The sequence below is a fragment of the Methanosarcina barkeri MS genome (assembly GCF_000970025.1).
GTDB lineage: Archaea > Halobacteriota > Methanosarcinia > Methanosarcinales > Methanosarcinaceae > Methanosarcina > Methanosarcina barkeri.
Map to the genome: position 1 here is coordinate 30,571 of NZ_CP009528.1, position 15,710 is coordinate 46,280.

The window sequence follows — 15,710 nt, forward strand, 5'->3', positions numbered from 1 at the left end:
AACATGAAAAACGAAGGAAAAAAGGAAACTGAGCAGGCAAAAAAACCGGAAAAAACCAAAATAAGTGAGAATGAGATTAACGGGAACGAGAGTGGAAAGCAGCCCTTTGAGGTTGACCGCAGGTCGGTTTATAGATGCGTACAGTGCGGAACCTGCCGCTCGGTTTGCCCCGTATTTGACGTGGTAGGCTGGGAATCTGCCAATACACGAGGCAGAATGCTCATCATTAAAAGCCTGCTCGAAGGCAGGCCCCCTTCTGAAGATATGCTTCCAAGCCTTGCTTCCTGTACAACCTGCGGGATCTGCGCTGTCAAGTGCCCCGCAGGAGTAAAACCACCTGAGGTTGTTGAAGCTGCTCGTGCCCAGCTTGTGAAATGTGGCATCACGACTGAAGTCCAGAAAAACTTGAAATCAGCCATTATGACATATGGTAATTCTTTCGGGGAAACAAAAGATCGTAAACACTGGCTCTCCAAAGTAGAACGTTCAAAACTTCCTGTAAAGTCCGATTATGTCTATTTTGTGGGCTGTTTTGACTCCTACCGCTATCCGGAGTTTGCTAAAAAAACGTTTGAAATTCTGCAGCAGTTTGGTGTAACTCTCCTGCCTGACGAGCAGTGCTGTGCTTCTCCTCTCCTGCGTACCGGATTTAAGGAGGATGCAGAAAAGGTCATGAAGCACAACCTTGAGCAGATCAGAAAAGTGGGTGCGCACACAATTATCACGAGCTGTGCCGGTTGTTATACAACGCTCAAGAACAACTACCCAGAGGAACTTAAGGTTATAAGTCTCCCAGAATTCCTTGCCGAACATCTGGAAGAACTCAATTTGAAGAAACTTGACCTTACAGTTACTTATCATGATCCCTGTCACCTGGGCAGGCATAATCAGGTTTATGATGCTCCAAGAAAGGTTATCCAGGCAATATGTACTCTTAAGGAAATGAAATATATTAAAGAAAATGCACGCTGCTGCGGCGGCGGAGGCGGAGTACGGGCAGGGTATCCTGATATTTCCCTTGAGCTTGCAAGAAACAGGCTTCAAGATGTGCCAGAAGGAGTAGATTACATTGTCACTTCCTGTCCTCTCTGCGTAAGGAACCTCAGGGACGCAGGTGGAGACATCGAGGTTATTGATATTGTAGAACTCGTAGCAATGTCAATGAAGTAGTCTGGCTAACTTCAGAGTCTGGCTACTTCTTAGTCTAGCTATTTTAAGTTCAACTGCTGCTTCTCAGTTGATTTTACTAAGAGCCGGCTTAATTCGGCTCAACCCCATCTTTTTTTCGAAATAATTAGTTATCACTCTAATAAAATATCGGGAAAATATTCCAATTTTTGGCTCTTCTCTGTTTCGAGTGGATAACTTACATTCATCTTCATAAATGTTAGAATAGTATATCTAAAATTTATAAACATTTATGGTTGAAAATCACATTTGAGCGTGATGTTTCTCTTTTTGGTCTAGTTACTTTCTAACTAAGCAATTATTTTCAATCCATACAAAACAGCGAAGAGCCAATTTTTAATATCGACCTACGAAAGTAGGTTCTTATTTTTCAGCTTTATTTTTTCGTGTCTCTAATTATAAATTCTCTTATATTTCTCCAAGTCATCCAATACAAATTCTCTGACCTCTATTAACGCATTATAGTACTGTATTTTTATTTGTATTCTGTTGTTATGATGTATAATAAGTTTATAATTAGACTGAATTTTTGTTAATTCTGTAGAAACAGTATGGGTCATTGTGAAATTTACCCGAAGCTGCATAAGAATTTGATGAGCAACCTCCCAAGCACTCCATAGCTTTATTGCAAGAACTGCAGTTTGATCCTAATTCTTTATCTGAAAAGCGACGAGTATAAGCAAAAGAATCAGGGTGGAACCATATACTCCAAAAATCATCCTTGCGCAGATCACCTTCTATCAAATTATCTGGTAAAGATAAACATCCTTTCACCTTGCCGTCACTGGTTATGCTGCAAGTTACCCAACCAGCAGGACAACCGCGCCAAGGTCTTTCACAATTCGAGATTCCGTCTATATATTCGAGTCCATCGCTGCATATAATATGTGTACCTTCATTTTTAGATTTAGGTTCCCAACATTGTATAAATTTTCCAAGCTTAAGTATGCCTGCATTGTCCATGTAGAGCTTTTTAAAGTTGTTCGCGCGTCCCATTGGAATTAGTGGCTGGACTCTCCAATATTGTATTCCAACAGATTGCAGTAAATGAAGGATGGCTGGCAGCTCATCAATATTAAGGTTGTTGACCGTGGTAATGACAATTATACGAATATTCTCCTGCTGGAGTAATTCTATACTTCTCAGCACCTGTTTAAAGGAACCTTTGTGTCCTCTGATGTAATCGTGAGTTGTTTCAAGCCCATCCAGGCTTATACCAACATCAGAAATGCCCACATTTTTCATCTGCGATACTATTTTCGAGTCTAGAGCAAGACCATTAGTGATTATGTTTGTCGATATTCCCAGATCCTTTAGGTATAGAGCTATCTCTGCCCAGTATGGACTCAACAAAGGCTCACCACCCGTAAAATTCACTTCTTGCACTAGTAATTCCGGAAACTGGTCACATATTTTTAATGCTTCTTCTTTTGTAAGTTCATTATGCCTCGGCAAACCAGCTGCTGAGGCACAATGATTACAGCGTAGATTGCATGCTAGTGTTAGTTCCCATCCTAGATTAAATGGAAATCCTTCAAAGCTCAAATTGATTCCTCATTTTACAAAAATAGATAAATCGCTCTTTATTTTCCATTATTTTTTATAAAGTTCTGGATAGAGATATAATCTCCAGCTCTTAAAACTGGTTCTCTCCCATCCAATATGTCATCGCCAATATTCATAATTGCAGCAGCAATCTCAGCTGGAGGTTCTTTCTTGTCAATTAAATATGCATTTACATGCGTCTCAACTAATTCTTCGAACTGTTTGCCAAAGTTGCCCTCAACTACTGCTCCAAATTGTTCGCCGAAGTTGCCGGTATTAGTATGTTTTCCTAGCTTGTCATAAAAATCAGGTATTACTAAATACTTTACCCAGTTTTTTCTGTCAAAATCAGTTACTCTAACTTTATTTATTGCTTTCTCCAGTTTTGCATTTCCAAGCATGTCTACCTTCGCTATTGTACTTCCACGCCTATCTACGTGTACACGTTTATCCATACAATCTTCTCCTCTATTTGCTTAACTTGTGTCAGTGAACAATTATTAAGCTAAAATTCTTTAGTTTTATTATCAAAAATATTAGGAACTTCTATCATATATATTTATTTATATTTGAGGAAAGATATATAATTATTAATTATTATAAGCTTGTTTCAAAATTGTATACATTGGTCATCGGTTAAGGAATTTTCTCGCCTGATAGCTATTGATTTTGCATGAAAAGTCGGACTTAAATTTTGGTCTATTTACATGAAATCGATACCAAGTTTCAGCTCATAATCTATTAATATATTTAATAAATGTTGAGGAAATTGACGCAATTTATCACGATTCCTCACTTAACAGAAGACGCATGGAATGTTATTATAAAAGCATATACAGAAAATGGATTTTATGCTTAACTGATGACGTATGAATACATTTTTTATAGATCGCATCTTAAAAAATACAAATGAATACTATTTTATTTCCGGAAAACAAGATTCTTGTTTACTGGGTTTTAAGCTGAAGATGAATTTTAGAGGTCGGTTAGGAGGACAGAATAATGAGTTGTAAACCGATAACGTTTCGTAATGTTAATCCTGATACTTTTAATTGTATGAAGAAAAAGCTTCAGGGATACGGAATCCATGTCCCAGAAGGTTATAGAGGAGAGCTTTCTGGCAAAGGAATTACTGCGAATTTCGAATGGGACGGACAGTCTAATCTTACCATTACAATTACGGAAAAACCTTTTATCGTTAGTTGTGAAATCGCGGCTCAGAAAATAAAAAGTTTTATAAGAGCTTGCCATGGCTCGTAAAAGTTTTCCTCAGCTCGTGAGGAAATTTAGGAATTGGCTTCAAAAATGATCTTCGGATTACTACAAAAATCCATTTCATAGGAATTAATTTCGGATTAAAACTATGGGCGAAAGGAAACTGGATACTGAGGGCTGCCAGGGGATTAAATTCAGAAATGTAACTCCTGAAGTATTTTCCTGTATGAAGAAAAAACTTGAGAGCTATGGAATTGAAGTTTCATCCGGAAATTCCGGTGTTCTTGAAGGAAACGGAATAGTTGCCCATTTTAGCTGGGATGGTGAGGCAAATCTGTCAATTGAGATCAAAGAAAGACCTCTGGACACTTACTGCGGGCAGGTAAGTGGTAAATTGAGGGCTTTCTGGCGTGAGTGTCAGGGATACTGAAGAAATTAAATGAAAGAATATTTTCTCATTGCTGTGATCTGATGGGATTGTCAAGACAAATCAGTTATTTCTGTTCCTTAGATAAGAAGGCCAGGCAGCAATTACACATATCAGGGCAGCTATAACCAGCGTCATTCCTGAAGATAGGGTCAGGTTGTTGATATCTGTTTCAGGCAATAACTTTGCGGAAAGGATGACAGACGCAAAAGAAGCTCCTATTGCCATCCCAAAATATCTGCCCGTATTTGCAATACTGGAAGCGATAGCTGCTCTATCTTTATGTAATCCCCTCATTATCTCAATATTATTGGGGCTCTGGAAAAGAGAATACCCAGCTGCAAATAGACCCATTGATAATAAAACGATCTCTAATTTTTCACTCAATGTTGCCCAGGCGCATATCAGCAAGGCTGAGAAGGCTATTAACAGTCCCGTAGCTGAAAAGTATTGCCATAGAGAACGATCGTACAACCATCCTATTATTGGAGATCCAATAACTAGAACAAGGGGAATGATCATCATCATTGTTCCTACGTGTAATGGGGTAAACTTCAGCACTCTCTCTAGATAGAAAGGCATGGTTATATTCAGCATGAAAACTGCAGCAAAGAAAAGGACCATGCTCAAGAGAGGTAGAAGAAACATTGGTTCACGGAAAACTCTGATATCAAGAATTGGGTTTATCTGCTTTTTCTCATTCCATTTCAGGAATATGAATGCTGAAGACATAGTTGTAAAAGAGGTCAGAACTTCCATAGAATACAAGCCTTTTGTAGCTATTGCATTGAACAGAACCATAACTGATGTAATGCCAATTGCAAAACTTATAGCTCCTGTCCAATCTATGTTCTCTCCTTTTTTTCTTTCTCCTTTTTCTCTTATATCTGTTATTCTTAGATAAGGAATGCCTAACAAGAGTCCAATTATTCCTATCGGGATATTAATATAGAAAATGGATCTCCAGTCTAACACTTCGATCAATACCCCGCCAATACCCGGACCTGCAAGGCTTCCGATGGCTACGGTCGCACCCATGATACCGATTGCCTTTCCCTGCATATCAGGCGGGTTAAGCCTGTATATAATGGCCATGCTGATAGAACTCGTCATGGCTCCTCCAATTGCTTGAGCTATCCTGAAAGTGATGAGTATGGGAAGAGAAGGAGCTATACCACATCCAAGAGAGCTGATTGTAAAAAGAGCGATCCCTCCAAGGAACATCTTTTTCAGTCCCGTGTATGCAGAAAGCTTTCCAAAAATCATCATAGATGCCGTGATAGTGATCAAATATGCAGTTACAACCCATTGTGATTCGGAGATCGTATTTCCGAAGTACGCAGTTATACTTGGCAGTGCTATGCTTACAATAACAGTATCCAGCACGGACATGAAAAGTCCAAGCAGCACAATTCCCATCGCAAGCATGCGCTCTTTTCCACTCAAAATATTACATTCCGAAGCATTCCCATCTGTCTTCAAAGTAGAGCCTCCTCTTGATTTTGGTTATTTTCATTATTGGTTGCCGAAAATACCAGGAAGCTCTGTTCTGGAAGGAATGTGTGATTTTCTACCAGGCTGTATCCTGCCACATTCATTTCGTTAATTATTGTCGCTTTTGGGACATAGTGGCAGAAGAGTCGGTGTGAGCTCCATTTACCCCTTCCATCATAATCTATAATCGCAATCTTTGCTCCGGTGCTCAGGGAGTCGACTAGATTACTGAAATAAATTTCTCTGTTGGGAAGATGATGGTATACATTACGCAGAAAGACCAGGTCCAGTTTTTCATTCATAAGAGAGAACCTGCTGTCTTCAGCAAATACTGTTATAATGTTATGGAAACCGTTCCTTTCTGAATTGCTTCTTACAAAGTCAAGAAGCCCTTTGTTTGTATCGACCGCATATACCTTTCCTTCTCTACCGACATCTCTGGCAAAAAGGAAGGAAAAATAGCCTCCGCCCGAGCCAACGTCTGCAATTTGCTGGCCGGGTTTCAGGGAGAGAGCTTTTATTATTTCTTCAGATTTGCTCTTCGCACTTGATGCCCTTCTATTTAACATTCTGGCTTTTATATTGTTCACTGTTTCAACTTCCGGAAACGTTCATCGAGGAATTTGAGTTCCTGTTCGACCATCTATTTCACGAATAGTTATACTCCAGTGCGTTTATTTAAGAAAAATCTGGAACAGACGTTACAGTAGTTACATTAATATAACTAAGTGGCATAATTGCCAGAACGTAAAGAAATGAAAAGTCACGAGCTTTTTTCCGAGCTGTCATCCGGGAGTAGGCTTGCTATACTAAAGGCGCTTGAGAAAGAACCATTGAAATTCACCCGGCTGACAACTATAATAGACGCTACATCTCCAGAAGCAGCGAGGCAATTGAACCGTCTGCTCAAAAGTAGTCTAATCTGCAAAGATATCGAGGGATATTATTCACTTACTTCTTTCGGAAAGTTGGTAGTATCGTCAATACCAAATCTGGAGATTATAGCTCAAAGGTCAGATTTTTTCCTTCATCATGATACGTCTTCTATACCTCCCAAGCTGCTCAGGGATCTTGGTGCTTTTAAAGATGTGGAAGCTGTTCAGGGAGTTTTTGAGCTGGTCAATAAAACGACACAGCTTTTCGAAGAGATTCATGAATATGCCTGGTACCTCACTGATAGTTTTCCTCATTTCTTCATACCTCGCATAGAAAAGAAGATCAACGATGGAGTGAGTTTTCGTTTTGTCTATCCCGAAAATCTTGGTAAAAGCCCTATGTTTGATTTGCCGGAAAGAATCCTGAATGCTGTAGAAACCCGTTCTATAGATGAGGTTAAAATAGTCATTAATGTCAGTGATAGGTTCGGTTTACTTGCACTTCCCGGGCTTGATGGAAAGATTGACCGTGACGATGCGCTTATCGGGTACGACAGTAGATTCAAAGACTGGTGTAAAGAAGTTTTTGAATATTACTTTAAAACCTCCAGTCAATGCTAGTGTCGGGTCAATTAAATTGATTTATAGTACCAGGAAGGTGTGTAGATCAGAAACTCCAATTGTTTGAAGGCAATGGCATAGTTTTCCATTTTGCTGAGATGGTGAAGCAAACCTGTCAATTGAGATCAAGGAAAGACCTCCAGACACTTACTGTGGGCAGGTAAGTGGAAAATTAAGGGCTTTCTGGCGTGAGTGTCAGGGTTTATGAAGGTGAATCCAAGCCATGCTTACATCAGGATTACGTGTATTACAACAAATTCATGATACTGCCAAACTGCTACTAAAATTTAGCAATTCCTGAACTTGTACTTTAATTAATAAGCATCTTTGTGATGGGCCAATTTTACTAACGTCACAGTCTGTTCTTTTTCATTAACAGAAAAACATAGTACAAAATTAGAATCTACATGCACTCGCTTATACTTATTCAAAGGATAGTTGAGATTTTTGTAGTGCTGAGGAGTAATGCAAATTTCATCAGCTTTCTTGAATACTGCCTCAAACAGTACATGATTCTTTTTGTTTAACTTTCTCAGCTCTTTTGAAAGTTTTCCTTTGATTAATAATTTGTAAAAGCTTACTCATCCTCATCAGGCAAGCTTTCGATGTATGCTTTTAGTTCATTGGCATTTTCAAATGGCCCAATCACTTCGTCATTCTCTGAATCAAGCATTTCTTTTATGAACTCAGGCCTGTATTGAGACTCAAGTATTTTCTCTTCATACTGAGCTACAACTAAGTCAAGAGCTGCACTCTTATCTTTTAGGTTATATTTGGCTTTAACAATATTCAGAACCTGGTTTGTCCTGTCTGATAGTTTAACTCTAGCTTGTATTATATGCATTCCTCATGCACATCATATGCACACGCTAAATATAAAACTATCTTTCTGTGAAGTCGAAAAATACTCATGAGTCTTCGGTTAAGTGAGGACTCATGACAAATTACGTCAATTTCCACAATATTTGTCAAATATTTTATAAATAAGAAGCTGGAACAGAGTCTCGATTTCATGTAAATAGGCCAAAATTTAAGGCTAGCTTCTAATGCAAAATCGATAGTTTTCAGGCAAGAAAATTCCTTAACCGATGACCAATGAAGAAATACTAGTTTTATAAAATTTATAGAACTTTAGATATACTGCTTGATTTGGCAGTGTGCATAATTTTCTGTAAAATAACAAATCTCATAAAGTAGTTTGGTAGAAGATTTCATATCAGAAGCTCAATTTTTACCAGAGTATACAAAAATTTGACTTCGAATTTACAGCAAATTCGTGACATTACCATCTTTTGATTTATGAAATAACCTTATTTTTAGAAATTAAAGCAAGAATTTCTGCATTCAGCTTGTTTGTTTTTCCTAATGGTAAATTTATATTTTTTTCTGGGAATCCAATTACCGATCTATCGACATGCCTTCCTTCATATCCTAAAACTTTTAAGAACACTCTATGAAAAAGTGTTTGATAAGCACGAGTACACCTTTCCATCTTTTCAAATTCTTTAATGTCCATCTTATTGCCATGTGCCATAGCATGCCTAGCATTTATTGCTTTTTTTTCAACTGGCCCACTTTCAAGTCCAATTTCTTTAAAAAAGGCTAGATATTGCTTAGATATAGACATTCCATTTGAATGACATATATTATTCATTATTGTCTTTTTCAGCTCTTCAATTTCTTGAGCTTCTAATGAATCGCTGTTTTCTAAACTTTTGATCTTATTTTCTATGTACTCGTCAATCTTTTTTTCAGCAACGCTTAAACTTTCCTTAATCATATCTTCGAAATCTCCATTTGGTATCCAGAATCCATTACTTTTTGAATTTTCACTCTTGAACCAATTATGCATTATAAGTTCTAGAGAACTGGAAAGAACTGGAAGATTTGTTCCAAGGGGGTTGTCTCTTGATATCCAATATCTCCATAAAGCTTCTTTCAGCCCCAGTTTGTCTCTTTTATTTAAATATTTAGGAACAAGATCACACATTAGTTCTTCAATTTTCCCTTCATTAATTATAGCACTCTTAATTCCTAACTTAAATGGTGACAGCGGTATATTTTCACAGACTGATCTTGAATATGCCTTTCCCCATGAAGGCTGCGCGAAATACGCCAACGTCTGACCTTCATTATCATACTCTGTAAATCCAACATTCAAAAGTTGTGTGCCTAACACAAAGCTAACTATTTCACTAATAGCTTCTCTTTTTTCTCTGTCAGGAATTAAACCAAATTCCTTTCTATATTCTATACATATATTTCTTGACCATTTAGGACCAAAATGGCTTGGTACTGTTGCAATTATAAATTTTATATCATCTAAGGTTACAAGTATAAAGTCACGACCCATCTCTGAAGACCCAATGTTTTGAACGCTTAATTGTATGGCTTTATCAAGTGTGATGTCAATCGGAACTCTTTTTCTCTCTTCTATTTTATCAGAATCTTTTTTTAGTATTCTTAAAGTCTCTCTTGGAAAAAATACTTCTTTACCTGGTCCGTTTAAGTACCATTCTGATAAGCAAGATGCATCATAACCACTATTTTTATCGATATTTATTTCATATACTATAATGTTGAATGTTACCACTTTTTTCAAATTTTCTCTATAATTTTCTTCAGAACGTATATTAGTTACATAGCATTTTTTTAATTCTACTTTTGAACCATATTGATCTCTCCCTTCTATATCAAACGGTTCTATGTGTTCTCCAGGGGATGTTTCATAGAAATGTGTATAGCATTTTATGTTTGTTTCTGCCGTCAATGGTCCGCGTTCTTCGATGGCTGTTAAAACGGCTTGTATCTGGTAAGAATCAGTTCTATCTACTACTATACGTACAGAATTTTTTGGTATACATTCGTTTGGAATTATTTCTTCGATTATAAGTGGTTCTTGAAGAACTTCCCATTCTAAATCACTGTTATTTATTTCGAGCACTATCTCACCATTTTTAAAAAAAGGTCTCGATTAATAAATTTTTTGAATTTAGGTACTGTCAAATCTACGGGTGCTAAGAAATTTTTCCAGCTACTGTTGAACCTATAAATTTAGGGTCCTTCAAAATAAGTGCCTAAATAAAGATGCTAAAATGCTTATTTCAGTCTATATACATATAATTAAAGTTCCTCAAATAAAAATACATCTTAAAAATCAAAATTTTAAAATAATAACTAAAATTAAGCTTTATTAATAAACTACATTTATTTATAATTATGGCATTCGATCACATTTTTCCTTTATACACAATTTCACCTTATAAAACGGACTAATTAGTATTTAAATCGGGAATTAAGAGCATAGATTTACTTTAAATATAAAAAATTAGTTTACAAGTGTATTTTACTCTGGGGAACAACAGAACAATACTTGATTTCAAAAATAAAACTTATTAATCCTTAAAAACGAACCAATTTTTAAGGACCCTCAGAACTTCATAACAATGCTGCTAAAATAGAAAAGATTAATAATTTAAAGCACTTACCATTAAAAATGAGGATTTGATTACTAATATTCTAGCGATTTATGCATATGAGCAAAGATAGAGTATTAATAATTTAGCTGTAAAAATCTTGACTTTATGACCAGAATGATCACATGTTTTTATTTCAACGATGCATAATCAATAAGCAATTTTTTAATAACTGCTAAGGTTCAATTAATGAAAGTAAAGGTGTTTTACAATGACAATACTTTTGGCTTCAGGTATAGAGTGTAAAGATGTACGTGGAGTAAAAAGTAAAAAAGGTACACATTCTAACAAATTTATTTCTGAAAATTTCAAAGCGATCCAAAATCCCATTGTGTGTTGTCTTCTGCCTTGGGTCGCATGGCTGAGTATTTTCATAATGGTTCTACTTCTTACTATGAATAAGTTAAACTTTTTTAGTGATGAGGTAATTATTTCTTGGTTGCCAATTATTATATCGGGTTATTGTGTGGCTGGCACAAGTCTCATATTCCAAAGCTTATTTATAAAAAAAATACCTAAGTTTTTTATTGAATTATGGTGTCGAAAAATCATTACAGGTGCATTTATTTACGGACCCACTTCCAGTGATATGAATATCGAGGAGTCCATAGTAATAGATTCAAAGAACATACAGCTTGAGGAAAGATATCTCCAATTTATATATGAAATACAAAAAAGATTAAATAATTCTTGGCAATGGCTCTTCGGTATAATTTTATTCTTGCTGACGTTTCTCTGGAATCCCTTAAGAACTTTGAATAATTTTCCTGTGCTGGGAAATTACTCCCTAACTGATGATTGGAATCAGAAAGATTTTTGGCAATACTTCATTCAGCAGAATTGGCATTTCTTAAATGAATTGCCAGTTTCCTTAATTGCCTTTATGTTAGGACTTATGATTTGGAGGATGTATGTCGCCTCCACATCTATTGATAAACTTGTAGACAAATTCCAATTTGAACCGAAACTCGGACATCAAGACATGTCAGGTGGGCTCTCACCTCTTGGTAATCTCTGCCTATGGAATTGTACTATTGCCTCTTTACCTTCAATTTATCTTAGTATCTGGTTGTTAATGGGAAATCTGGATAATTTTCCAAGTCCTTATCCCGATATGCCAAATTACTACACTTATGAGTTTTTAATATTATTATTCTCGTTAAGTATTCTTCCAATTGTGTTTTGTTTCGTCCGACCTTTATGGAAAGTGCATCGGGAAATGAATTGTTGGAGAATCAGTAAACAAGAACGACTATATGACATTGGAGACACAATTCACCTCAGTGAATCTAGGCTACTGCATGACATGGAAAAGATTGAACAGAAAGAGTTTGAAATCATCTATAACGATATAGAGAAGAAAAAAATTATTTACACACAGACAAAAAAACTTCCCATATGGCCATTCAACATGAAAATTCTGGGACAACTTTTCATGGCATATATTATACCTATTATGAGTTTTATCGAGATATTAGCTCCAATAATTCAAAATTTACATTATTTTTAGTACAAAAGAGGCATAAAGAGTCTACAATTTATAGTTGATTGTTTGATGTTCATGAAGCTTATTCTGGGGTCAACTGTATAAATCCTTACTAATTTAAATAATGGAGCTGTAATATCAGAGTATCTATTCCAGTTGTGCATATTGCATGCTGTAAAAGTTATAGCAGGTAATAACTTTTCGGATAGGCTCTTAATGCGATATCCCATTTAAAAGCGAGTTGATTATATTTAAAATGTGATTTTAATGAAACTTTTGAATCTGAAAAAAATGCCTTTAACTAGTGTAGGGAGCTTTTTAGCTATCTTGATTTTTCTCATAAGTTTATATGCTTCGTCACAATTGTACAATGGTTCATATTCAATATTAAATAATTGGATAAGCGATTTAGGAAATTCAACTAAAAATCCAACTGGCTATATCTATTTTGACATTGGATGTATTTTAACAGGAATTGCTATTATAATATCGGCCATCGGACTGGCAAAATGGAAAATTACTAATCGTAAACAAAATTATCTAATCCTTTTATCACAATATTGTGAGTTCTTAATGGCATTTGCTCTTATTATGGTAGGTATATTTTCAGAAGATTATGGTAGAGTACATTATGTGTGGGCATCAATATACTTTATACTACTGTTTGTGTTTTTAATAATTGTAAATATTACACTAAAAAGTCATCCAAGCTACATAAAATGGATCTGGTACTATACCTTTGTATCAATTTTTATAAATTTTATATTCATGTTCACTGTTATAATTGGATTTCATATACCAATTTTAGAATGGTTAGCAGTACTTAGTGGATTACTCTGGATAGGGTTAATTGGATATAATACATTAAAGTTAGAAAAACCAATGATTTAGACCTATTCAAAAGTGTTATGATCTCTTAACTTTCACAATTGGTAGTACACAATCGAACAATATTCCACAAACACCTATGTGTTTGTTTTCTCGATTGTTCCATTGTTTATGGAAATATGCCTATTTCCATCTGTTTATCATCAAACGTAAAAAATAGTAAGAAACGCATAGGCAGAATTAATGGATATTTTTACACAGTTTTTGCAACAAAGCCTATGCATCACACACTAGAATTCACAGAACCTTCAGTAGGCTACCATTGATCACTCTAATTTCTATACGAACATCTTCACCTTTACCGCTTACTTTTTCTTCTTATCAAACACTTATGGGCATTACCTATGAGGTCAAGTCTTCCTGCCTTCTCCAGAGCTTCATATACAAGCTCGTAATTTGCAGGGTTCCTGTAGTGCATAAGGGCTCGTTGCATCGCTTTTTCTTTCTTGCCTCTTGCAACGTATACTTTTTTGCCTGTGAATGGGTCCAGTCCTGTATAATACATGCATGTCGATACGGTCATAGGTGTTGGGGTAAAGTCCTGTACTTGTTCGGTATAGCCTCCATGGTCCCGCACATACTCCGCCATCTCTATCATATCTTCAAGGGTACAGCCCGGATGCCCTGACATCAGGTAGTTTACAATGTACTGTTCTTTGCCGCACTTTCGGTTGAGCTCTGTAAATTTCTGGGTAAATTTCTCGTAGACTTCCCTGCCTGGCTTGCACATTACATTTGTGACCTGCCTCGAAAAGTGTTCAGGTGCGATTCGTAATTGTCCGCTAATATGGTAAGCGCAAAGTTCTCCGAGGTACTCTTCATCCTTAAGAGCCAGGTCATAACGTACCCCGTAGCCTGTAAAGACATGCTTAACTCCTGGAAGTTCGCGCAGGCGGCGTAAGAGTTCGAGCAGCTTTTTGTGGCTGGTATCCAGAGCAGGGCAAATGCGAGGATAAAGGCAGGACTTGTCCAAGCAGGCTCCTTTTTTTTCCCATGTTTTACACTCCATGCCATACATATTTGCGCTTGGGCCACCAACTCCATTTATAATGCCCTTGAAATCAGGTTTTTCCGTCAGCTTTTTTGCTTCACGCAGGACAGATTCGATACTGCGGCTTGCAATCATGCGCCCCTGGTGTTCTGTAATTGCACAGAAAGCACAACCTCCGAAACAGCCTCTGTGCGTTGTAAGGGAGAATTTTACCATTTCCAGGGCAGGAACGGGTTCGGTATAGGAAGGATGGGTTTCACCAGTGAACGGCAGTTCGTACACATGGTCCATTTCAGCCTCTGTAAGAAGGCGCATTGGCCTGTTCTGCACGATTACGGTTTTCGGGTGAGGCTGAATAACCCCTTTTCCAGTAACAGGATTCTGTTCCGCGAAATATATACGAAAAGCCTTTGCAAAAGCTGTTTTATCCTGAGAAACCTCTGAAAAGGAAGGAATTTCGAGATATTGCTTTAAAAATGTGGTTGCGTCCTCAGCTATTTTTTCGTCTTCTTGTCCTGACTTTTCCTTTTCCAGTACTTCTTGTTCCAATTTTTCCTTTTCCGGTATTCCCTGTTCCGATTTTTCCTTTTTCAGTACTTCCTTTTCTGATTTTTCCTGTTCTTTTTTATTCGACCTATTATCTGACTTTTCCGCTCTTTCTTTGAGCTCCTTCCAGGCTTTAACTTCCATCTTCCATACTGTGCCGGGGATATCTCTAATATTTCTGATATCTTCCCCGGCTTGCAGTCTTTTTGCAATTTCTACGATCTGAAGCTCTCCCATACCGTAGACTATGAGGTCAGCAGGCGCGTCAGCCAGAATGGATTGCCTGACCTTATCTGAAAGATAATCATAATGGGCAAAGCGACGTAAGGAAGCTTCAATACCTCCCATTACTATAGGCACTTCAGGGAAAGCCTCTTTTATCCTGTTCGAGTAAATTATCACGGAGCGGTTAGGACGAAGCCCTGTTTTTCCTCCAGGGGAATAAGCATCCTTATTTCGCGGTTTCAGGCCTGGGGTCAGGTTGCTGACCATAGAGTCTGTATTTCCTGCACTTACGGAAAAAAATAGTCTGGGTTTTCCAAGTTTTTTGAAATCTTCAGGGCTATCCCAGCGCGGTTGGGCGATCACTCCTACTCTAAAACCGGCATCTTCAAGAACTCTTCCTATTATTGCCGTGCCAAAACTGGAATGGTCTACATAGGCGTCCCCAGAAATCAGAATAATATCAAGCTCTTCCCAGCCGCGAGCTTTTACTTCTTCAAGGCTCATTGGAAGAAATTTCGATGCAGGTATGCGGGAAGAAACGGATTTTTCTTTTCTTTCTTTCTTCCTGTGTTTAGTTTTAGATCTTTTCCCGGTTTTTCTTCTCTCTTCTGTTGGGAAATTGACTTTTGAGAGCTTTCCTTCGGTTTTTTTCCCTTCGGCTTTTTTTTCTTTGGTTTTTTCAGGTTTTATCCCTGATTTTACCCTGAGTTCCACTCCATCTTGCGTTTTTTGT

The 15,710-nt window shown here is 37.1% G+C and carries 14 protein-coding genes; 6 read left to right on the plus strand and 8 right to left on the minus strand.

The genetic code is table 11. The annotated features are described in order from the left end of the window. The first annotated feature begins 3 nt into the window (after positions 1-3). On the plus strand, positions 4-1,170 hold the full coding sequence (locus MSBRM_RS00235) for a (Fe-S)-binding protein (RefSeq protein WP_048116329.1): 1,167 nt from the start codon (positions 4-6) through the stop codon (positions 1,168-1,170). Positions 1,171-1,704: 534 nt separating this feature from the next. Here MSBRM_RS00235 and MSBRM_RS00240 read toward each other — a convergent pair. Together MSBRM_RS00240 and MSBRM_RS00245 are read right to left on the minus strand one after the other, a co-directional pair. Beyond that, a complete protein-coding gene (locus MSBRM_RS00240; RefSeq protein WP_052712630.1) occupies positions 1,705-2,733 on the minus strand; it encodes a radical SAM/SPASM domain-containing protein in 1,029 nt (342 codons plus the stop codon). Between the two features lie 38 nt (positions 2,734-2,771). Next, positions 2,772-3,188 (minus strand): hypothetical protein, encoded by a 417-nt coding sequence (locus tag MSBRM_RS00245; RefSeq protein ID WP_048116331.1) that lies wholly within the window; start codon positions 3,186-3,188, stop codon positions 2,772-2,774. Between the two features lie 547 nt (positions 3,189-3,735). On the opposite strand from MSBRM_RS00245, the gene MSBRM_RS00250 reads away from it, so the two are divergent. Both MSBRM_RS00250 and MSBRM_RS00255 read left to right on the plus strand, forming a co-directional pair. After that, the gene (locus MSBRM_RS00250) at positions 3,736-3,993 is read left to right on the plus strand and encodes a hypothetical protein (RefSeq protein WP_048116332.1); all 258 of its coding nucleotides are present in this window, start codon (positions 3,736-3,738) and stop codon (positions 3,991-3,993) included. A gap of 103 nt (positions 3,994-4,096) precedes the next feature. Next, positions 4,097-4,378 carry a hypothetical protein gene (locus MSBRM_RS00255; protein ID WP_048116334.1) on the plus strand — a complete coding sequence of 94 codons (282 nt, stop codon included), beginning with the start codon at positions 4,097-4,099 and terminating at the stop codon, positions 4,376-4,378. A 60-nt stretch (positions 4,379-4,438) separates the two neighbouring features. On the opposite strand, the gene MSBRM_RS00260 is transcribed toward MSBRM_RS00255, so the two are convergent. After that, the gene (locus tag MSBRM_RS00260; protein ID WP_052712631.1) at positions 4,439-5,857 is read right to left on the minus strand and encodes an MFS transporter; all 1,419 of its coding nucleotides are present in this window, start codon (positions 5,855-5,857) and stop codon (positions 4,439-4,441) included. After that, a complete protein-coding gene (locus MSBRM_RS00265) occupies positions 5,854-6,459 on the minus strand; it encodes a class I SAM-dependent methyltransferase (RefSeq protein WP_052712632.1) in 606 nt (201 codons plus the stop codon). The genes MSBRM_RS00260 and MSBRM_RS00265 overlap by 4 nt, the downstream gene beginning before the upstream one ends. A 147-nt stretch (positions 6,460-6,606) precedes the next feature. Here MSBRM_RS00265 and MSBRM_RS00270 point away from each other — a divergent pair, with 147 nt between their 5' ends. Continuing rightward, positions 6,607-7,365, plus strand: a complete 759-nt coding sequence (locus MSBRM_RS00270) for a helix-turn-helix transcriptional regulator (RefSeq protein ID WP_048154024.1) — start codon at positions 6,607-6,609, stop codon at positions 7,363-7,365. Between the two features lie 314 nt (positions 7,366-7,679). On the opposite strand, the gene MSBRM_RS19020 is transcribed toward MSBRM_RS00270, so the two are convergent. The 3 genes from MSBRM_RS19020 to MSBRM_RS00280 all read right to left on the minus strand — a co-directional run bounded on the left by MSBRM_RS19020 (position 7,680) and on the right by MSBRM_RS00280 (position 10,309). Continuing rightward, positions 7,680-7,925, minus strand: a complete 246-nt coding sequence (locus MSBRM_RS19020) for a type II toxin-antitoxin system RelE family toxin (protein ID WP_080941418.1) — start codon at positions 7,923-7,925, stop codon at positions 7,680-7,682. 17 nt (positions 7,926-7,942) lie between these two features. Further along, positions 7,943-8,209 (minus strand): DUF2683 family protein, encoded by a 267-nt coding sequence (locus tag MSBRM_RS00275; protein WP_052712633.1) that lies wholly within the window; start codon positions 8,207-8,209, stop codon positions 7,943-7,945. A 453-nt stretch (positions 8,210-8,662) separates the two neighbouring features. Next, positions 8,663-10,309, minus strand: coding sequence for a hypothetical protein (locus MSBRM_RS00280; protein ID WP_048116338.1), 1,647 nt, complete (start codon positions 10,307-10,309; stop codon positions 8,663-8,665). Between the two features lie 743 nt (positions 10,310-11,052). Here MSBRM_RS00280 and MSBRM_RS00285 point away from each other — a divergent pair. Beyond that, positions 11,053-12,351, plus strand: coding sequence for a hypothetical protein (locus tag MSBRM_RS00285; RefSeq protein ID WP_048116340.1), 1,299 nt, complete (start codon positions 11,053-11,055; stop codon positions 12,349-12,351). A 243-nt stretch (positions 12,352-12,594) separates the two neighbouring features. Continuing rightward, positions 12,595-13,218 carry a DUF998 domain-containing protein gene (locus MSBRM_RS00290; protein WP_048116341.1) on the plus strand — a complete coding sequence of 208 codons (624 nt, stop codon included), beginning with the start codon at positions 12,595-12,597 and terminating at the stop codon, positions 13,216-13,218. A gap of 295 nt (positions 13,219-13,513) precedes the next feature. On the opposite strand, the gene MSBRM_RS00295 is transcribed toward MSBRM_RS00290, so the two are convergent. Beyond that, entirely contained in the window at positions 13,514-15,481 is a 1,968-nt protein-coding gene (locus MSBRM_RS00295; RefSeq protein ID WP_048122644.1) for a YgiQ family radical SAM protein, read from the minus strand. Positions 15,482-15,710: the final 229 nt, after the last annotated feature.